This window comes from Curtobacterium sp. TC1 (genome assembly GCF_019844075.1).
In the GTDB taxonomy this organism is placed as follows: Bacteria; Actinomycetota; Actinomycetes; order Actinomycetales; family Microbacteriaceae; genus Curtobacterium.
Genome location: NZ_CP081964.1, coordinates 1,958,189 through 1,976,765, shown reverse-complemented (window position 1 = coordinate 1,976,765; position 18,577 = coordinate 1,958,189). Strand labels below are relative to the sequence as shown.

The following is an 18,577-nucleotide window of genomic DNA, read 5'->3' as shown; positions in this document are numbered from 1 at the left end:
GCTCAGCCTAGCGACAGGACGGGGACCCCCAGCAGGTCGACGGACTCCGGCGTGGCGGTCTCTCCGGCACCAATCGCGACGACACCGGCCACCGGCAGCCGTGCGGCCACCGCGGAGACCATGGCCGCCGAGTCCTCCGGCTTCCGGCCGACGTCGACCACGACCCAGACCTGGTCCGCCTCGATCCGGTCGCCCGTGGCGCGGTCGTCCCAGGCCGCCAGGGCGAGCACGGCGTGGCCGTCGCGCACGCCGTCGGCGCGGGCGAGGATCGCGGACCGCCGGTCGGCGGCGTCGGTCGGCCGCAGTGCGTGCCGGACGGCGAACAGGCCAGCGGCGGCGTCGACGTCGTTCGGCCGACCGACCAGCAGCACCAGGTCGCCGTCGGCGGACCGCACTGCCGGAACAGCGGACCGCACTGCCGGAACAGCAGATCGCGCGGCAGGGGCCGTGGGCCGGGCCACGCGCACGGCGGGCGCGGCGTCGGGGACGGTGGCCGGGCCTCCTGGCAGGGTGTCGGTGACGGCCTGGAGGCGCGGGTCGACGTCCGCAGGCCCGTCCGGCTCCGGCAGGACGCGCGTCGGGCGCGGGGCGCTCCCCGTGATGCCGTCCGCCACGAAGCCGTCGAGCACCGACGCGAACGCGTCGGCGCGCGTGGTCGCGGTGCCGTCACCACCCGCGATGCGGGCCTCGGCCTCCTCGGCGTCGGCGAGCAGCGCCGCGATCCCGATCCGCTGGACGGGCGAGTCGGCGATGACCACGCGTGCGGTCGGGGTCTCCCCTGGCTCCGGCACCTCGACGGTGGCCTCGACGTGCGCCTTGCGGAACAGCCCGCCGATGCCCGGCGTGGTGACCCGCTCGGCGGCGACGATCCGTGCGCCCGCGCCGAACTCGGTCCGGACGGCGTCGCGGACCTCGTCGAGCGTGGCGCCGCTACGCTGCAATCGGGTCGGCGGCACGGACCACTCCCACGGTCTCGATGGTGGAACCCGCGGCGGTGGCCTCCTGGTACGACAGCACCGGGAGCCCGTTCGACTGCGCGGCGACCATGCGGTGCACGGCCGGTCGGAGCTGCGGCGCGCAGACCAGGACGGCGGACAGGCCCTGGTCCTCGACGCTGCGCACGGCGTCGCGGACGGACCCGAGCACCTGCTCGATGCGGTGGGCGTCGAGGACGATCTGGCTGCCCTGCTCGGACGGGCGCAGGCCCTCGAGCATCGACTGCTCGAGCAGCGGGTCGATCATGATGACGCGGAGCGTGCCCTGGTCGGTGTAGCGCGCGGCGAGGGCGGGACCGAGCGCGGCGCGTGCGGCCTCGACGAGCCCCTCGGGGTCGGTGGACGCCTTGGCCCGCAGGGTGAGGGCCTCGCAGATCCGGCCGAGGTCGTTGATCGGCACCCGCTCGGCGAGCAGGCCCTGCAGCACGCGCTGGAGTTCGGCCATCGAGAGCATGCCCGGCACGAGTTCCTCGACCGCGGCGGGGTTGACCTGCTTGACGCCCTCGGTCAGGACCTTGACGTCCTCGCGGGTGAGCAGGCGGGCGGCGTTGTCGCCGATGACGGCCTGCAGGTGCGTCACGAGGACGGACACGCGGTCGATCACGGTGGCGCCGGTCATCTCGGCGGCGTGCCGGAGTTCGGCGGGCACCCACTTGCCGGTCAGACCGAACACCGGCTCGACCGTCGAGGCGCCCGGCAGTCCGTCCAGGTGGTCGCCGAGCGCGAGCACGCTGCGGGCCGGGGCGGTGCCGCGGCCGGCCTCGACGCCGGCGATCCGGATGGCGTAGGTGGACGGTGGCAGGTCGATGCTGTCGCGGGTGCGGACCGGTGGCACGACGATGCCCATGTCGACGGCGATCTTCCGGCGGAGCGCACGGACGCGGCCGAGCAGGTCGTCGGAGGCGCCGGACACCATGTCGACCAGGTCCGGCGCGAGGAGGATCTCGAGGGCGTGCACGCGCATCTGCTCGATGAGGTCCTCGGGGGTGTCGCCGGTGGGCGCTGCGGCCTCGAGGGCCTGCTGCTCGGCGGCGGCCGACTCGGCGTTCGCGGCGTTCCGGCCGATCCGCCAGGCCGTGAAGAGCAGCGTCGCGCCGACGAGCAGGAACGGCAGGATCGGCATGCCGGGGATGAACCCCATCGCGATGGCGGCGACACCGGCGATCATCAGCGCGTTGCGTGACTGCGACAGCTGCGTCGCGGCCGAGGCGCCCATCTCGGACTCCGCGCCGGAGCGGGTGACGATCATGCCGGTGGACACCGCCATGAGCAGCGCCGGGATCTGCGTGACGAGGCCGTCGCCGATGGTCAGGATGCCGTACTTCGACAGGGCGTCGGTGGCGGAGAGCCCGTTCTGCAGCATGCCGATCGCGATGCCGCCGACCAGGTTGATGATGATGATGAGGATGCCGGCGATCGCGTCGCCCTTGACGAACTTCGAGGCGCCGTCCATCGCGCCGTAGAAGTCGGCCTCGGCGGAGACCGCGGCCCGGCGGTCCTTCGCCTGCTGGTCGGTGATGAGCCCGGCGTTCAGGTCGGCGTCGATCGCCATCTGCTTGCCGGGCATGGCGTCGAGGGTGAACCGTGCCCCGACCTCGGCGACGCGCTCGGCGCCCTTCGTGACGACGACGAACTGGATGACGATGAGGATCAGGAAGATCACCGCGCCGATGATGATCGACCCGGACACGGCGACGTGGCCGAACGCCTGGATGACGTCGCCGGCGAAGCCCTCGCCGAGCACGAGGCGGGTGGACGCGACGTTCAGGCCCAGGCGGAACAGCGTCGCGACGAGCAGGAGCGACGGGAACACCGAGAAGTCGAGCGGCTTCTTCACGAACAGCGTCGTGAGCAGGATCACCAGCGCCAGCAGGATGTTGCAGATGATCAGGAAGTCGAGCAGGAACGACGGCACCGGCAGGATCAGCAGCAGGATGATGCCGACGATGAACACCGGGACGACGAGCTTCGGCAGGTCCTTGCGGTTCATGCGGGGAGTCCTTCGGTCTGGTTCGCTGCGGTGCGCGGTGTGCGGAGCCTGCGGGGGCGGAGGTCGCCGGTGAGCGTCGCCGGGTCGATGACGCTCGCGACCTCGTCGGGCGTGGTCGGCCGCGGTGGTGCGTGGGTGCCGGCCGCTGCACCGCGGGCCTTGAGCGCCATCACGAACGAAAGCACCCGGGCCACCGGCGTGTACAGGTCGACGGGGATCTCGTGCCCGAGCTCGCACGCGGCGTGCAGCGCACGGGTGAGCGGGACGTCGCGGACGATCGGCACGCGTTCCTCCTCGGCCCGGGCGCGGATGACGTCGGCGACCGGGCCAGCGCCCTTCGCGACCACCCGCGGTGCCGCCTTGCCCGGCTCGTACCTGAGCGCGACGGCGTAGTGGGTCGGGTTCGTCATGACGACGTCCGCGGTGCCCACGGACGCGATCATCCGGTTGCGGCTCATCGCGAGCTGACGGGAGCGGCGCTGGCCCTTGACGAGCGGGTCACCGTCGCTCTTCTTGTGCTCGTCCTTGACCTCGCGCTTGGTCATCATGGTGCGCTTGCGGTTGCGGCGGATGACGACGAGCACGTCGATCGCCGCGAGGACGAGCCCGGCGGCGATCGCGGCGCGGAGCAGGGTGCCGGCGCCGTCCGCTGCCGCCTCGAGCACGGCGGACAACGGCAGCGAGCCGCTCGTCATGAGCACGGGCATCAGGCCCTGCACGGCGAACCAGAGCACGAGCCCGACGACGGCGGTCTTCAGCAGGGCCTTCGCCCCGTTCCAGAGCGCCTGGACGCCGAACACGCGCTTCAGGCCCGCGATGGGGTCGAAGTGCGACGCCTCCGGTGCGAGCTTCCGGATGTGCACCCCGCCCTGCGCGACGGCGGCCGCGGTGACCGCGACGAGGACCACCGCGAGCATCGGACCGAGGGTCGCGCCGACGCTCGCCATCGCCTCGCCGAACACGTGGTTCATGGTGCCGATGGTCGGGTTCGCGATGACGGACTGCACGGCGACGAGCTGCGCGGTGCCTGCGGCTGCCGCGTTGCCGATCATCGACGGCACCATGAGCGCGACGACGGCGATGCCGATCCACGCACCGAGGTCCTGGGACCGGCCGAGCTGGCCCTTCCGGTGGACCTCCTGCATGCGCTTCTGGGTGGCCTTCTCGGACTTCTCACCACTGTCGGACACGGCGCCTCACCCCCGTCCCGTGATCGCCTCGACGGCGTCGCCGGTCAACGACGACACCACCGAGGGCAGCGCCATGAAGAGCGCACCGGCGAACAGGACGGTCAGCCCGATCTTGATCGGGAACCCCATCTGGAACGCGTTGAGGGCCGGCGCGACGCGGGTGAGCAGACCGAGGCCGACGTCCGCCAGGAACAGCACGACCACCAGGGGCCCGGCGATCTGCAGCGTCGCGAGGAACATCTGCGACATCGCCGCCACGAGGGCGTGCGCCAGACCGTCGACGGCGAACGCCCCGGTCAGCGGCACGGCGTCGAAGGACCGCACGAGCCCACCGACGATGAGCTGGTACCCGCCCGAGGTGAACAGGAGCGCGAGCGCCGCCATCTGGAACAGCCGGGTGAACTGGGCCCCGTTGACCTGCGACTGCGGGTCGAACGCCTGTGCCAGTGTGAACCCGCCGAACAGGTCGATGAGCGCACCGGCGGACTGCACCGCGGCGAACACCAGGAACACGAGGAAGCCGAGCGACAACCCGACGACGAGCTGGGCGAGCAGCGCGAGCAGGAACGGCCCGGTGGCGAGTGATTCGTACCCGACGGCGACGCGCGGGGCGACCCCGATCGCCAGGCCGAGCCCGAGGATCACCTTCACGGTGCCGGGGAACGCCCGGTACGAGAACGGCGGCGCGATGACGAAGAACGCGACGAGCCGGACGCCCGCGAGCATGGTCGCCTCCAGACGGTCGGCGTCGACGCTGAGCTCCATCAACCGCTCCCGAGCAGCTTCGGGATCATGTCGAAGGCGACGTGGGTGAACGCCACCATCTCCGAGATCATCCAGTTGCCGCAGATCACCAGGGCGATCGCGACCGCGACGGCCTTCGGCACGAACGAGAGCGTGACCTCCTGGATCTGGGTCACGGACTGGAACAGCGAGATCGCGAAGCCGACGACGAGCGACGTGATGAGCACCGGCGCCGCGAGCTTCGCCGACACGAGGAGTGCCTGGAGGACCAGGTCGATGACCGCCTGCTGGTTCATGCGCGACCCCTAGACAACGTGGTAGCTCTCGATGAGCGACGTGATGATGAGGCCCCAGCCGTCGACCAGGACGAAGAGCAGGATCTTGAAGGGCAGCGAGATCATGACCGGCGGGAGCATCATCATGCCCATCGACATGAGCGCCGCCGAGACGACGAGGTCGATCACCAGGAACGGGATGAAGATGACGAACCCGATGATGAAGGCGCTGCGGAGCTCCGAGATGATGAACGCCGGGATGACCGTCGTCATCGGCACGTCCGCCATCGACTTCGGGTTGTCGAGGCCGGCGGCGCGGGTGATCAGGGCGACGTCCTCGTCGCGCGTCTGGTGCAGCATGAACGTGCGCAGCGGCTTCGTGCCGATCTCGACGGCCTGGTCGAAGCCCAGGTGGCCGGCGAGGTAGGGCTGCAGCGCGTCGTCGTTGATGTGCCCGAGCACCGGCGCCATCACGAACAGCGACAGGAACAGCGCCAGGCCCGCGATCACCTGGTTCGGCGGGATCGACTGCAGTCCGAGCGCGTTCCGGGTCATCGCCAGGACCACGAAGATCTTCGTGAACGACGTCATCATGAGCATGAGCGCCGGGGCGACGCTGAGCAGCGTGATGCCGATGAGCGTCACGACCGCCGACGACGGGGTGCCGTCCGGACCGTTCACGCTGACGCTGAAGTCGCCGTCCGCGGGAGCGGTCGGGGTGGCGGGAGCGGTCGGCTCCACGACCCCGGCGGCGTGGGCACCGGTCGCGGTGAGCATGAGGAAGCCGGCGACGACGGCGAGCCCGAGCAGGACGAGTGCGACGACGCGTCCGGACAGCGCCAGCCGGTGCGACCCTGCGGCGGTCACCCGACCCGCCGGTTCCGGAGCGCCGCGGCAGCCTGCCGCCACGTGTCGACCGACAGGATCGACCCCTGCAGCTGCTGCGCGGTCGGCAGCGTGGTGCGCTGCGGACGCCGGTTGCGCGGGCGCATCGGCAGGGCCTCCGGGAGGCCCGTGGGGGCGTCCGCCTGCAGCGCCAGTTCCTGACCGAACGCGTCGGCCGACGGGGCGGGACGCACGGGCAGCTGCACGGGTCCGGTCACGATGGTGAGTTCGGGAGCGGGCGCCTGGCCACTCGTCAACAGGCTGACGCCCTGCTCGGAGACCCCGAGCACGAGGCGCTCCCCCTCGACGTCGACCACGACGACGCTCGCCTTGCCGCCCAGGCCCTGGCGGCCGACGACCTCGACGGTCGCCGCACGGCGCCCGGAGGTCCTGCCCGCGAAGCGCTTCTTGCTGGCGCGGTGCAGCACCCACATGAGGGCGAGCACGACGCCGAGCGACAGCGCGACGCGGAGGGTGACGAGGAGGGTGTCCACGCGCAGGCTCAGAGGGATTCGGCGACGTCGAGGATGCGGGTGATCCGGACGGCGTAGTCCTGGTCGACGACGACGACCTCGCCGTGCGCGATCAGGCGGCCGTTCAGCAGGACGTCGGCGGGGGCACCGGCGCTGCGGTCGAGTTCCACGACCGCTCCGGGTTCCATGCCGAGCACGTCGCGGACCGACATGCGGGTGCGCCCGATCTCGACGGTCAGGGTCATCTCGACGTTGTTGATGCGGCCGAGGTTGCCGGCGGGCACACCGACCGGTGCGGCGGCCGAGACCGTGCCGTGCTCGCGCACGCGGATGCCGAACCAGCCGCTCGGCACACCACCGGCGGTCAGCTCGAACACCACCGTGTCGGGGTCGGCCAGCAGCGCGGCGGCCGACTCGCGGCTCGCCTCGCCGAGGACCCCGACGCCGAGCACGGACGCGGCGGCCTCGAGCGACGGGCGCAGCACGTCGGTGACGGCGACGATCCCGTGGTCGGTGCCGCCGGCCGCGATCACGGCCTCGAGGTCGGTGAGCACGAGGGCCAGATCGGCCGACAGGCCGCCGACGAACGAGGCGACCACGGCGTCGGTCGCCGCTTCGAGCGCGACGGGGGTCGCGCCTCCCGGCAGCAGCTGCGCACCCAGCGGGACGGCCGTCGGGAGCTGCGCCGCGAGCGACTCGGCCGCGGTGGTCTGGAGGGTGGTCGTGGCGTTCATGCGAGCTCCGTGCTGGTTGCGGACGACGTGCCGGCGGCGGCCGAGGTGGTGGTGACGACGATGCCGGCGAGGCGCGAGCCGTTCGCGCCGACCGCGGCGGTGCCGACGGGTTCCCCGTCGACCGCGATGGTGAGGGGACGGTGCTGCGGGTGCGGCAGCGGCAGGACGTCGCCGACGGCGAGCCGGAGCACCTGCGTCGGCAGGACCGTCGCCGGGGCGAACCGCAGGCTGACCCCGACGGGCACGCCCGCGAGCTGCGCGTCGAGCAGGGCCTGGGCGTCGGCGGGCGACACGGTGGCGGCGGTCTCGCCGAGCTGCGGGAGCACGGCCTCGGCCGGCAGGGCGAGGGTGCCGGGGGCGACGCGGTCGCCGACGCGGATCGAGAACGCCGCGACGATCATCAGGTCGCCCTTCTGGGCGGCCTGGGCGAACTGCGAGTTGAACTGGAAGCCGCCGGCCGTGACGTCGTGCGCGAGCAACCCGCCGAACGAGTACCGGAGGTCGTCGAGGGCGTCCTCGACGATCTTGCGCACGAGGGCCTGCTCGATGGGCGTGAAGGTGCGCTCCGGGGTCGGCAGGGGCTTCGAGGCGCCGAGGGCGTGCGAGACCCAGGTCAGGGCGGCGTCGAGCGGGACCTGCAGGACGCCCTTCGGGACGACGTCGGCGATCGGCAGCAGCACCATGCCGGTGAGCGCGGGCAGCGAGGCGGCGTACTCGTCGTACGTCACCATCTGCACCTGCTCGCAGGTGACCTGGCTGACGGCGCGGACCTTCGCGGTGAGCTGCGTGCCCCACTGGCGCGCGAACGTCTCGAACGCGAGCTCGAGGACCCTGGCGTGCTCGCGGGCGAGCGTCGACGGGCGCGCGAAGTCGTACACCTCGGGCGCGGGCAGGGTCTCGGTCACGGGTGCGTCTATCGGTCGCCTGTGCGGCACCCGTCAGTGCTGTACCCCGTACTGGGGAGGCGGGGTCCGGTCGTGCCGTCGATCGTGTGTCAGCCCTGGCGTGCTCCGTCCTGCGCCTTCGCGAGCGCCGGCATCAGTGCGCTGACGTCCTGGTCGGCGTTCGACAGCACCACGATGTCGACCCGTCGGTTCAGGGCGAGGTCCTGGTCCGTCCCGCCCTTCGCGAGCGGTCGGCTCGACCCGAAGCCGACGCTCTGCACGCGGTCGCCCGGCATCCCGCCGCGCTCGACCAGGTCGCGGAGGACCCCCGTCGCCCGGGCCGCACTGAGTTCCCAGTTCGTGGCGTACGGCGCCGTCGAGTTCCGCTGGTCGGCGTGCCCCTCGACGCTGACGTCGTGGTGGCTCGTCTTCAGGACCGGAGCGATCGCGTCCATGATCGACTTCGCCTGGTCGGACAGGTCCGCGCTGTTCGTGCCGAAGTAGGTCTCACTGCCGACGAGCCGGACGATCAGGCCACGGGCGTCGACGGTGAACTGCACGTTCGCGGTCTGGCCGGCCTTCGCGAGGTTCCGCTGGATCGCGGTCTCGATCGCGGTGAGGTCGTCGAGCTCCTCCTGGGCGTCGGCGAGGTCCTGCTTCGTCGCGGTCACCGGCACGACGGTCGACGCCGGGTCGACGTTGGTGTCCTCCGTGCCGGACGACGCCGTCGAGTGGTCGGCCTGCGACTTGTCGGTGGAGTACCCGGATCCGTCCTCGACCTGGTCCTTCGTCACCACCGTGCCGCTGGCGGTGTCCACCTTCTGCGACTTCACCTCGCCGAAGCCGGTCGCGAGCGAGTTCTTCAGGGCGATGTACTTCTCCTGGTCGACCGTCGACATGGCGAACAGCACCAGGAACATGCACATCAGCACCGTGATCATGTCCATGTAGGACGCCATCCAGCGCTCGTCGGGGTGCTCGGCCTCGTCGTGGCCCTTCTTCGCACGACCGCGGCCGCGGCCCCGGGGGTTGGCGCTCATCGTCAGGCCGCCAGCTGCTGGTCGTCGGCGTCGTCGGTGGCGGCGCCCTTGCCGTTCTTGCCCTTGTTCTTGCCGGCGGTGTCGGTCCGCGCGGCCGGCGGCACCATGGCCTTGAGGCGCTCACCGAGCAGGCGCGGCTGGCTGCCGGCCTGGACCGCGAGCAGCCCTTCCATCAGGAGCGTCTGCCGGTCCGACTCGAGCTGCGCGAGCTTCCGGAGCTTGCCGCCGATCGGCAGCCACATGAAGTTCGCCGTCAGCAGGCCCCACAGCGTCGCGACGAACGCACTCGCGATGAGCGGGCCGAGCTCGTCGGGCTTGCCGAGGTTCGCGAGCACGTGGGTCAGGGACACCACGGTGCCGATGATGCCGACCGTCGGGGCGAAGCCGCCGAGGCCCATGAAGAACGCACTCGCGCTCCGGGTCGGCGCCGCGTTCGACTCGATCTCGTCCTCGAGCAGGATCCGCAGCTCGTCGCCGTCGGTGCCGTCCGCGATGTTCTGCAGCGCCTTCTTCATGAACGGGTCGTCGTGCTTGTCGGCCTCCTGCTCGAGCGCGAGCAGACCGTTCGACCGAGCAGTCTCGGCCAGGCCCACCACGTCGTCGATGACCGACTGCGGCGGGGTGACCTTGCCCGTGAACGCCTTCGGCACGGCCTTGAAGCTCGCGATGGCGTCCTTCAGCGTCGTGCTCGCGATGCCGCACCCGATGGTCGCACCGAACACGAGCAGCATCGGCGCGGGCAGGAACAGTCCGGCGAGCTCGACGTGCTCCATCTCGACCATGCCGAACAGGGCGCCGAAGGCGAGCAGGATCCCGATGATCGTCGCGATGTCCACGTCAGCGGCCCCCGTCCTGCGTGCGGAGGGGTGCGACCGCGGTGAGCGTCGGCTGCGGGCCGGTGGCGTTCCTGGTCGGCAGGTCGGTGCCGTACGCCATCCCGACGATGCGGGCGCGGTACGCGGCGATCAGGTCGATGACGTCGGCCATGGACTCGCGGACGATGTACTTCGCCCCGTCGACCATGATGAGCGTCGTGTCCGGCGTCTCGTGGATGCGCTCCACGAGGTCGGGGTTGACAGCGAATGCGCTGCCGTTGAGTCGTGTGACGACGATCATGGCCCGTCCTGGTTCTCGATCGTCCCGCCGCCGTCCGTGGGGCGGGATGCTGCCCGTCCGTGGGCCTGCACGGAGGTCTATCGGCGGGTGGGGTCCCGCCGTTAGCAGGCGTCGCTAGCCTGGGACGGTGATCACCGCGGCGGACCTGCTCGACCACCCGCGGGGCCGCCGGTTCTGCCTCGAACTCGTCCGCGGGGTCCAGCAGCCCGACTCCCCGGCCGCGGAACACCTCGGCGGCCTGCTGTTCTGGGCGGTCCACCACCTGGGCGCGGAACGCGGCGACGGCCACGTGCTGTTCGGCGTCGGCGGCGACGTCCTCGAGGAGCCCGCGCCGGAGATCACCTCCGTGGCGAGCGCGCTCACCGCCGTGCCCCTGCCGGTCCCCGGCGAGGACGACGTCGTGGTGGCACTCGAGTCCACTGCCGAGAGCGCGCTCTGGTGGCAGCCGGCGGATGCGACCGATGCGCTCCTCAGCCGTGCCGTGTTGCGGCCGGCGCTGACCCGGATCGCGCGCTGGGCGGTGGACAGTCCGGTCGTCCGACAGCTCGCCGAGCCGCAGGGCGGAGCGTGGACCGTCGTGTTCGACGAGGACGAGCAGCCGCACCACCCGAGCACCGCCCAGGCGCTCCGCGACTGGGCGCAGGAGCTGCGCGACGAGGTCGCCGCGGGCAGCCCCGGCGTCGCGAGCGGTGTCTGGTGGACCACGCCGCCGTGGCCGCTGGTGCAGACGACCCGGGCACCCTTCCCGTCCGCTGGTCCCCTGGCACTGTGGGCGGTGGAGGACTCCTCGGGCCAGGAGCGCGCTCGTGCCCGGCCCGCACCGTTCGACCCCGCTGCCCGCGTGTTCACGGTCGACGCTCCCGGAGACTGGGCCGCGCTGTGCCGTCGTTGGCCGCTCGACGTGACCACGACCACGCGACGGAACGACTGGCAGCTGGCGACGGGACGCCAGGGCGCGTGGGTGCTGCCCGACTGGTCCGGGGTGGCCGCCGAGTACGACGTCGTCCACCTCACCGTCTCGGGGTGGTTGCGCACCTCGGGAGACGCGGTGACGGTCGATGACGACCGTGCGAGCGTCGTCGCCGGCTGGACGCCGGACTCGGCCTACTGGCTCACCGACCACGAACTCGGGACCGGCACGTGGGCGGCGTGGTCGCGGCCCGGGAACTCCGGGGTCTGGCGACGACACGACTGACCATCTCGTCCCCCGAATTCTCAGCTGTGATGTATTCGAGACCTCGATACGGGCGACGGGTGTCGTTCTTCAGTCGTTTTATCTCATGAGCGTGTTACGTTGGCGCCATGACCGACACCACCACCGTCGTCTCGCCGGCATCTCCGGCGACCGCAGCACCACTCCGCGAGGTCGGCGCCCTCATCCGGGGCGCCCGCAAGGGCCGCAGCATGACCCAGGCGCAGCTCGCCGAACGCGTCGGCACCAGCCAGAGCGCGATCAACCGCATCGAACAGGGTGGGCAGAACCTGTCCCTCGAGATGCTCACGCGCATCAGCGACGCCCTCGACCAGCAGATCGTCTCGATCGGCGGCGCCCCGCAGCGTGCCCACCTGCGCGTGCAGGGCGGCCGGAAGCTCAGCGGCTCCATCGCCGTGAACTCGAGCAAGAACGCGGCCGTCGCACTCCTCTGCGCCTCGCTGCTCAACCGCGGCGTCACCCGGCTGCACAAGGTCGCCCGGATCGTCGAGGTCGACCGCATCATCGACGTGCTCCGCAGCCTCGGCGCGAGCGTCACCTGGTCGGAAGACGGCGAGACCCTCGAGATCGTCGCCCCGTCCGACCTGCGCCTCGACGCGATCGACGCCGACGCCGCCCGCCGCACCCGCAGCGTGCTGATGTTCCTCGGCCCGCTCAGTGGCCGGTACGAGTCCTTCCGGCTGCCGTACGCCGGCGGCTGCGACCTCGGCACCCGCACGGTCGAGCCGCACCTCATCGCCCTGCGTCCGTTCGGCGTCGACGTCGAGGCGACCTCCGGCTGGTACGAGGTCGGCGTCGCGAACCAGGACGTCCCCACCAAGTCGGTCGTCCTCACCGAGCGCGGCGACACGGTGACCGAGAACGCGATCCTCGCCGCGGCAGCCCGCGACGGCGAGACCGTCATCCGCAACGCCAGCCCCAACTACATGGTGCAGGACCTCTGCTTCTTCCTCGAGCTGCTCGGGGTGCAGATCGAGGGCATCGGCACGACGACGCTCCGCATCACCGGCAAGAGCCGCATCGACGAGGTCGTGGACTACTGGCCGAGCGAGGACCCGGTCGAGGCGATGAGCCTGCTGACCGCGGGCATCGTCACCGACTCGACGCTGACCGTCACGCGTGCGCCGATCGAGTTCCTCGAGATCGAACTCGCGACCCTGGCCGAGATGGGCCTGCGCTTCGACGTCACCGACGAGTACCCGGCTGCGAACGGCCGCACCCGACTGGTCGACATCACCGTGCACCCGTCCGAACTGCACGCACCGATCGACAAGATCCACGCGATGCCGTTCCCCGGGCTGAACATCGACAACCTGCCGTTCTTCGTGGTCATCGCCGCGATGGCCGAAGGCACAACGCTCGTGCACGACTGGGTGTACGAGGGCCGGGCCATCCACCTGCTCGACCTGACCCGCCTCGGCGCGAGCGTCACCCTCCGCGATCCGCACCGCCTCGACGTCACCGGTCCGACGCACTTCTCCGGCGCCGAGATCAGCTGCCCGCCGGCCCTCCGCCCCGCGGTGGTCATCCTGCTGGCGATGCTCGCGGCGAAGGGCGAGAGCGTCCTGCGCAACGTGGGCATCATCGCCCGCGGCTACGAGCAGCTGCAGGAGCGCCTGAACTCGCTCGGCGCGTCCATCGAGACGTTCCACGACTGAGGCGACCGCCTCCCCGCGAGACCTGACGGCCCGTCCCCGCAAGTGGGGACGGGCCGTCACCCGTTCTGCGCGGATCGACCCGAGCCTCCAGGCTGATGCGCAGGAGCGCTCCACCACCCACCCAGGCGACCGGTGCTGGATGGGGTGATGGCCACGAGATCGCTCTTGACCGTCCCCCTGTTCACCACGGTCGCGGCCGCTGCCGCGGCCTGGTTCGTCCTCGGCCCTGCCGCCGCCCTCGCGTTCGTCGCGCTCGCGCTCCTCGAGATCGCGATGGCCGCCGACTCGTCGGTGCCGATGGCCGGTATCGCCGGACGACTGCACTCCCCCGCCCGACGGCTGTTCCTGTCGCTCGGGATCGTCGCGGGCGTCCTCGCGATGCGGCTGCTCCTCCCGCCGGCGGCGGTCGCGGTCGGCGACGCGACCGACCCCGCGAGCTCCGTGCAGGAGGCCGTCTTCGCCCCCGGTTCGTTCTCGGCGCACCTCGCCGAGGTGCGCCCCGCCCTCGCCGCCTTCGGCGCCGCCTTCATCTGGCTCGTGTTCGCCGAGTACCTGTTCAACACGGACCGTGCGTCGCGCAGGTCCTGGCTGGGCCGCCTGGAGGCCCGGCTCGCCGCCGTCGCGCGGCCCCGCGTCTGGTCGCTGGTCACCGCTGCGACGGGGGTCGCCGTGACGGCCGTCCTCGTCGGCCTCGACCGCGCGTGGTCGCCGGGAGCCCTGCTGCCGGTCGTGCTCGGCGGCGCGGCGGGCATCGCGGCGTACCTCGGGTCGAAGCGCGTCGCCGCCTGGGCGCTCGACGGGGTCGGGTCGGACACGGCGTCGATCGGGGTCGGGCGGGGTGCCTGGCGGATCCACGCCTACGCGTCGACAGTGGTGTTCGAGCGGGGACTCGTCGTGTTCATGCTGTTCGAGATCCTGGACGGCGTGTACAGCCTGTCGGGGTCGGGCACGCTCGGCGCCGACGGGCTCGGAGCGCTCGAACAGGCCGCGGTCGCCGTGGCGGCGATCGGCGTCGGCGCGGTGTTCCTGGCGCGGTTGACCTCGCGGTTGGACGAGGCCGCCGGGCTGAAGCGGTTGCGCTACCTGAAGGCCGGGGCGGCGTACGTGCTCGGCGTGCTCGCGGTGCTGCTGTGGGCGAGCCTGCTCGTGCCGATCCCGGGTGTCGTCGTCGGGTGGTTCGGCAGCGTGGTGATCGGCTCGGCGCTCGCGAGCTCCCTGCCGTGGCGAGCCTGGTGGCGTCGGATGTCCCGGCGCCCGCACCCCGTCTGATCACGCGCCTGGAAGGATCCACCGGGGATCGGCGTTGACTTGCGGGTCGGACGACGATCGGAGTGCACGTGCTGGGTCCTGAACTGGTGGTCGTCCTCGGCCTGGCCATCGCGCTGACGGCGGGGATCGCGGACCGGATCCGGGTGGCCCCGCCGGTGCTGCTGCTCGTGTTCGGCGCCGCGTTGGCGTTCGTGCCGCAGTTCGCCGACGTCGAGCTGCCCGCCGATGCCGTCCTGCTGCTGTTCCTGCCGGCACTCCTGTACTGGGAGAGCCTGACCACGTCGCTGCGCGAGATCCGGAAGAACCTGCGCGGCATCGTCCTGATGGGCACGCTGCTCGTGGTGGTCACGGCCGGAGCGGTCGCGGTGCTGCTCCACCTGCTCGGCCTGCCCTGGGGACCAGCATGGGTGCTCGGCGCCGCGGTCGCCCCGACCGACGCGACCGCGGTCGGCGTGCTCACGAAGATGCTGCCCCGCCGCAACGTCACCGTCCTGCGGGCCGAGAGCCTGGTGAACGACGGCACGACCCTCGTCGTCTACGGCATCGCGGTCGCCGTCACGGTGGGGACGCAGGAGCTCACCTTCTGGGGCGTCTCGGGGATGCTCGTCCTGTCCTACGTGGGCGGCGTCGCCGCGGGCCTCGCCGCCGCGTGGGTCGGGACGCTCGTCCTGCGCCGGGTCGACACCGTGGTGCTCGAGAACCTCGTCACGTTGCTCGTGCCCTTCGGCGCGTTCCTCGCGGCCGAGGCCATCGGCGCGTCCGGCGTGCTCGCCGTCGTGGCGGCCGGCATCGTCGTGAGCCAGGTCGGTCCGAAACTCGACCGGGCCGAGACCCGCCAGCAGGTCCGGGCGTTCTGGTCGTTCCTGACGTTCCTGCTCAACGGCGCGTTGTTCGTCCTGGTCGGCATCGAGGCGATGGTCGCGGCACGGGCCCTCACGCCACCCGAGCTGCTCCGCGCCGCCGGGATCGTGCTCGCCGTCGCGGTGGTGCTCGTCGTCGTGCGGTTCGCCTTCCTCAACGCCGCGGGCGGCACCGTCTGGCTCGTCACGCGACGCACCGGCGGCGCACCGCGCGAGGGGCACCGCGACCGGCTCGTCAGCGGCTTCGCGGGCTTCCGCGGTGCGGTGTCGCTCGCGATGGCCGTCGCCGTGCCGCGCATGCTCGAGTCCGGCGCGGACTTCCCGGACCGCGACCTCATCGTCTTCGTGACGGCGGGCGTCGTCGTCGTCACGATCGTCGGGCAGGCCCTCGTGCTGCCGGCGGTCCTGCGGCGGGCAGCGCTGCCCGAGGACGAGTCGGTCGGCGAGGAGCGCCGCTTCGCGGAGCGGACCGCGATCGAGGAGGCGCTCGACGCACTCCCCCGGCTCGCACGGTCCACGGGCGCCGACCGGGCGACCGTCGACCGCGTCCGCAAGGACTACGAGGCGCACCTCGACGTCATCCAGGCACGCGAAGAGGACGACGACGAGCACCCGGCACTGCAGCGGCACGACGCCGCCGTCGCGCTCGAACTCGCCCTGGTGCAGCACAAGGCCGCGACCCTGCTGCGGCTCCGCGACTCGGACGAGATCGACGACCTGGTGCTGCGCCAGGTCCGCGCCGGCTACGACGCGGAAGAGGCACGGTTGGGCGGCATCAGCCCCGCGTGACCTCACCGACGTGCCCAGCGACACCGCGGGGTGACGGCGTGACCACCGCCGGACGGGAGGCCCGGTGTCAGCTGGCACCGGGCCTCCCGTCTCGCGGTCTACGCGTCTTCGGACGCCGCCGCGTCGGACGCGAGCGCCTTCCGACGCTGCGCGACCTGGACCGCGATCGCGACCGGGACGGCGGCGAGGGCGATCGCCCGCAACCACGGGCGGTCGAACACGTGCCGCGTGGCGTGGTCCAGCGACACCGGGCCGGGGCCGCCGAGCGCGAACATCGCCGCCGAGAAGCCGAGGAACGCCGGGAACTCGAACCCGCCGTCGGCGTTGAAGAAGCCGTTCGGGGTGTGCACGCTCGACGCGACGCCCATCGTCGTCGCGGCGCCCGCACCGGCGATCGGGGTGGCGAGTCCGAGTGCCAGTGCGGCGCCGGAGCCGGCCTCGCCGATCCCGGCCAGGACGGCGTTCCGTTTGGCGGGGCGGAACCCCATCGCGTGCATGCCCTGCGCGGTGCCCTCGATGCCTCCGCCGCCGAAGGCGCCGAAGAGCTTCTGGGAGCCGTGCGAGACGAGGACGGCGCCGAGTGCGATGCGGAGCAGGGTCTTGGCGGTGACCGATGCGGTGCTGGTGGTGTGCGAGCTCATGCGCGCGACGGTACGCCGCGACGGACGATCGTGAGCAGGAATGGTCGGGTCGCCCGGAGGCACCCGACCATTCCTGCTCACGAAGCGCGCCGCGAAGCACGCCGCGAAGCGCGCAGCGAAGCGCGCCTACCGCTTCAGGTTCGTCAGCTCCTGCAGCACCTCGTCCGAGGTCGTGATGATGCGCGCGTTCGCCTGGAACCCGCGCTGCGCCACGATCAGGTTCGTGAACTCCTGCGACAGGTCGACGTTCGACATCTCGAGCGTGCCGGACGCGAGCGATCCGACGCCCGCCGATCCGGGGGTGCCGACCGAGGCCTGGCCCGAGTTCGCGGTCGCCCGGTAGCCCGAGGCACCGGTCTTCTCGAGGCCGGCCGGGTTCGCGAAGGTCGCCAGGGCGATCCGTCCGAGGGCCAGCGAGGCGCCGTTCGAGAACGACCCGGTGACGGTGCCGTCCTTCGAGATCGAGTAGCCCTGCAGGGAGCCGGCCTCGTGGCCGTTCTGCGACGAGATCGACGCGGTGTTGAGCGACGCGAAGCCGGACAGCTGGGTCATGTCGACGGTGATCCCACCGACTGCCAGGGTGGAACCGGAGGCGATCGAGCCGTCGGTCTTGAAGGTGATCGTGCCGGTGGCGGAGGTCCCCTGCCCGTTCGACGCCGAGACGTTCCACCCGGTGGTCGTGCGGGTGTAGGCGAGCGACATGGTGTGCTTCGTGCCGTACTGGTCGTACACGGTGGCGTCACGGTTGAGCGTCTCGCCCACGGCGGTGTCCGACGGCAGGTTGCCGCTGACGGTGGCCGAGGTGGTCGACGTGGCGGGTGCCGCGGCGTCGAGGGGCAGACGGATGTCGGTCAGCTGGCCGCCGTCGTTGACGACGCCGTTCGTCGCCGAGTACCCCTGCACGATCTTGCCGTCGGCGGTGACCAGACGGCCGTTCGCATCGAAGTCGAAGGCACCGGCACGGCTGTACACGGTGTCGTTGCCGAGGCGCGTGACGAAGAACCCGTCGCCCGAGATCATCAGGTCGGTGGCCTTGCCGGTGGCCTGGGCCGAGCCCTGCGCGAAGTTCGTCGACACACCGGCGACCTGGACGCCGAGGCCGATCTGCGCGGGGTTCGTCCCGCCGATACCGGACTGCGGTCCGCCAGCACCCTGGGTCATCTGCGACAGGGTGTCCTGGAAGACGGTGGTCGACGACTTGAAGCCGACGGTGTTGACGTTGGCGATGTTGTTGCCGGTGACGTCGAGCATCTGCTGGTGCGAGCGGAGGCCGGAGATCCCGGAGTAGAGCGAGCGGAGCATGGTGCGTCCTTTCGGAGAGGCAGGAAGAGCAGGAGGAAGGAGGGAAGCGGAAGAAGAACGGTCAGGAAGCCGGTGCGGTGGTGGTGATGCCGGAGATCACGTCGAGAGCGACCTCCTTCCCGTTCACGGTGACGGTGGGCACGCTGTTCGCGTAGGACACGGCCGAGGCGGTCCCGGTGACGGCGGTGCCGGTCGCGGCGTCGGTGTAGCTGACCTGCTTGCCGACGAGGTTCGCGGCGGCGATGCGCATCTGGAGCGAGAAGTTCTCGTTCCCCGTCGTGGTCTGGTTGGTGATCTGCTCCATCATCGCGAGCTGCGTCTGCTGGCTGATCATCTGGTTGGTGTCCATCGGCGACGACGGGTCCTGGTTCTGCAGCTGCGTGACGAGCAGCTTCATGAACACCTCGGAGTCCATCGTCTGGGACTTCTTCGCGGTCGAGCTCGCGGCGAGGGCCGCGGCCTGGGCAGCCTGGTCCACGCTGCCGGTGATGCCGTCGATGGGCATGGTCTGGTTCCTGT

19 protein-coding genes are annotated in these 18,577 nt (G+C 71.6%); 4 read left to right on the top strand and 15 right to left on the bottom strand.

Annotated features, from left to right (window positions below; genetic code table 11):
- Positions 1 to 2 precede the first annotated feature (2 nt).
- The 12 genes from KZI27_RS10450 to KZI27_RS10395 form a co-directional block, all read right to left on the bottom strand.
- Complete coding sequence (locus KZI27_RS10450; RefSeq protein WP_222661099.1) at positions 3 to 956, bottom strand: hypothetical protein; 954 nt, start codon at positions 954 to 956, stop codon at positions 3 to 5.
- The gene (locus KZI27_RS10445; protein ID WP_222661097.1) at positions 931 to 2,985 is read right to left on the bottom strand and encodes a flagellar biosynthesis protein FlhA; all 2,055 of its coding nucleotides are present in this window, start codon (positions 2,983 to 2,985) and stop codon (positions 931 to 933) included. Before KZI27_RS10445 ends, KZI27_RS10450 begins: the two co-directional genes overlap by 26 nt.
- Complete coding sequence (locus tag KZI27_RS10440) at positions 2,982 to 4,175, bottom strand: flagellar biosynthesis protein FlhB (protein WP_222661095.1); 1,194 nt, start codon at positions 4,173 to 4,175, stop codon at positions 2,982 to 2,984. The genes KZI27_RS10445 and KZI27_RS10440 overlap by 4 nt, the downstream gene beginning before the upstream one ends.
- A 6-nt stretch (positions 4,176 to 4,181) precedes the next feature.
- A complete protein-coding gene (locus KZI27_RS10435) occupies positions 4,182 to 4,940 on the bottom strand; it encodes a flagellar biosynthetic protein FliR (RefSeq protein ID WP_222661094.1) in 759 nt (252 codons plus the stop codon).
- The gene (fliQ, locus tag KZI27_RS10430; protein WP_123312689.1) at positions 4,940 to 5,215 is read right to left on the bottom strand and encodes a flagellar biosynthesis protein FliQ; all 276 of its coding nucleotides are present in this window, start codon (positions 5,213 to 5,215) and stop codon (positions 4,940 to 4,942) included. The genes KZI27_RS10435 and fliQ overlap by 1 nt, the downstream gene beginning before the upstream one ends.
- Before the next feature lie 9 nt (positions 5,216 to 5,224).
- Positions 5,225 to 6,061: a flagellar type III secretion system pore protein FliP gene (gene fliP / locus KZI27_RS10425; protein ID WP_222661092.1), complete on the bottom strand. Its 837-nt coding sequence runs from the start codon at positions 6,059 to 6,061 to the stop codon at positions 5,225 to 5,227.
- Complete coding sequence (locus tag KZI27_RS10420; protein WP_123312690.1) at positions 6,058 to 6,573, bottom strand: FliO/MopB family protein; 516 nt, start codon at positions 6,571 to 6,573, stop codon at positions 6,058 to 6,060. The genes fliP and KZI27_RS10420 overlap by 4 nt, the downstream gene beginning before the upstream one ends.
- An 8-nt stretch (positions 6,574 to 6,581) precedes the next feature.
- Positions 6,582 to 7,286 carry a flagellar motor switch protein FliN gene (gene fliN, locus KZI27_RS10415; protein WP_222661091.1) on the bottom strand — a complete coding sequence of 235 codons (705 nt, stop codon included), beginning with the start codon at positions 7,284 to 7,286 and terminating at the stop codon, positions 6,582 to 6,584.
- The gene (locus KZI27_RS10410; RefSeq protein ID WP_222661089.1) at positions 7,283 to 8,191 is read right to left on the bottom strand and encodes a flagellar motor switch protein FliM; all 909 of its coding nucleotides are present in this window, start codon (positions 8,189 to 8,191) and stop codon (positions 7,283 to 7,285) included. Before KZI27_RS10410 ends, fliN begins: the two co-directional genes overlap by 4 nt.
- Before the next feature lie 89 nt (positions 8,192 to 8,280).
- Positions 8,281 to 9,210, bottom strand: a complete 930-nt coding sequence (locus KZI27_RS10405; RefSeq protein ID WP_222661088.1) for a flagellar motor protein MotB — start codon at positions 9,208 to 9,210, stop codon at positions 8,281 to 8,283.
- Positions 9,211 to 9,212: 2 nt separating this feature from the next.
- Positions 9,213 to 10,046 carry a motility protein A gene (locus tag KZI27_RS10400; protein ID WP_222661087.1) on the bottom strand — a complete coding sequence of 278 codons (834 nt, stop codon included), beginning with the start codon at positions 10,044 to 10,046 and terminating at the stop codon, positions 9,213 to 9,215.
- A gap of 1 nt (position 10,047) precedes the next feature.
- Positions 10,048 to 10,326, bottom strand: a complete 279-nt coding sequence (locus KZI27_RS10395; protein ID WP_222661086.1) for a flagellar FlbD family protein — start codon at positions 10,324 to 10,326, stop codon at positions 10,048 to 10,050.
- 127 nt (positions 10,327 to 10,453) lie between these two features.
- Here KZI27_RS10395 and KZI27_RS10390 point away from each other — a divergent pair, with 127 nt between their 5' ends.
- The 4 genes from KZI27_RS10390 (at position 10,454) to KZI27_RS10375 (ending at position 16,115) form a co-directional block, all read left to right on the top strand.
- Positions 10,454 to 11,521, top strand: a complete 1,068-nt coding sequence (locus KZI27_RS10390; RefSeq protein ID WP_222661085.1) for a hypothetical protein — start codon at positions 10,454 to 10,456, stop codon at positions 11,519 to 11,521.
- Positions 11,522 to 11,628: 107 nt separating this feature from the next.
- Positions 11,629 to 13,197, top strand: coding sequence for a helix-turn-helix domain-containing protein (locus KZI27_RS10385; protein ID WP_222661084.1), 1,569 nt, complete (start codon positions 11,629 to 11,631; stop codon positions 13,195 to 13,197).
- 165 nt (positions 13,198 to 13,362) lie between these two features.
- The gene (locus KZI27_RS10380) at positions 13,363 to 14,466 is read left to right on the top strand and encodes a DUF475 domain-containing protein (RefSeq protein ID WP_222661083.1); all 1,104 of its coding nucleotides are present in this window, start codon (positions 13,363 to 13,365) and stop codon (positions 14,464 to 14,466) included.
- Between the two features lie 68 nt (positions 14,467 to 14,534).
- Positions 14,535 to 16,115: a Na+/H+ antiporter gene (locus tag KZI27_RS10375; RefSeq protein WP_261784218.1), complete on the top strand. Its 1,581-nt coding sequence runs from the start codon at positions 14,535 to 14,537 to the stop codon at positions 16,113 to 16,115.
- Positions 16,116 to 16,213: 98 nt separating this feature from the next.
- Here KZI27_RS10375 and KZI27_RS10370 read toward each other — a convergent pair whose 3' ends face one another.
- The 3 genes from KZI27_RS10370 to KZI27_RS10360 form a co-directional block, all read right to left on the bottom strand.
- Positions 16,214 to 16,756, bottom strand: coding sequence for a DoxX family protein (locus tag KZI27_RS10370; RefSeq protein ID WP_222661081.1), 543 nt, complete (start codon positions 16,754 to 16,756; stop codon positions 16,214 to 16,216).
- A 126-nt stretch (positions 16,757 to 16,882) separates the two neighbouring features.
- The gene (locus KZI27_RS10365; RefSeq protein ID WP_111084147.1) at positions 16,883 to 18,058 is read right to left on the bottom strand and encodes a flagellar hook protein FlgE; all 1,176 of its coding nucleotides are present in this window, start codon (positions 18,056 to 18,058) and stop codon (positions 16,883 to 16,885) included.
- Positions 18,059 to 18,119: 61 nt separating this feature from the next.
- Positions 18,120 to 18,563 carry a flagellar hook assembly protein FlgD gene (locus KZI27_RS10360; RefSeq protein ID WP_111084148.1) on the bottom strand — a complete coding sequence of 148 codons (444 nt, stop codon included), beginning with the start codon at positions 18,561 to 18,563 and terminating at the stop codon, positions 18,120 to 18,122.
- Positions 18,564 to 18,577: the final 14 nt, after the last annotated feature.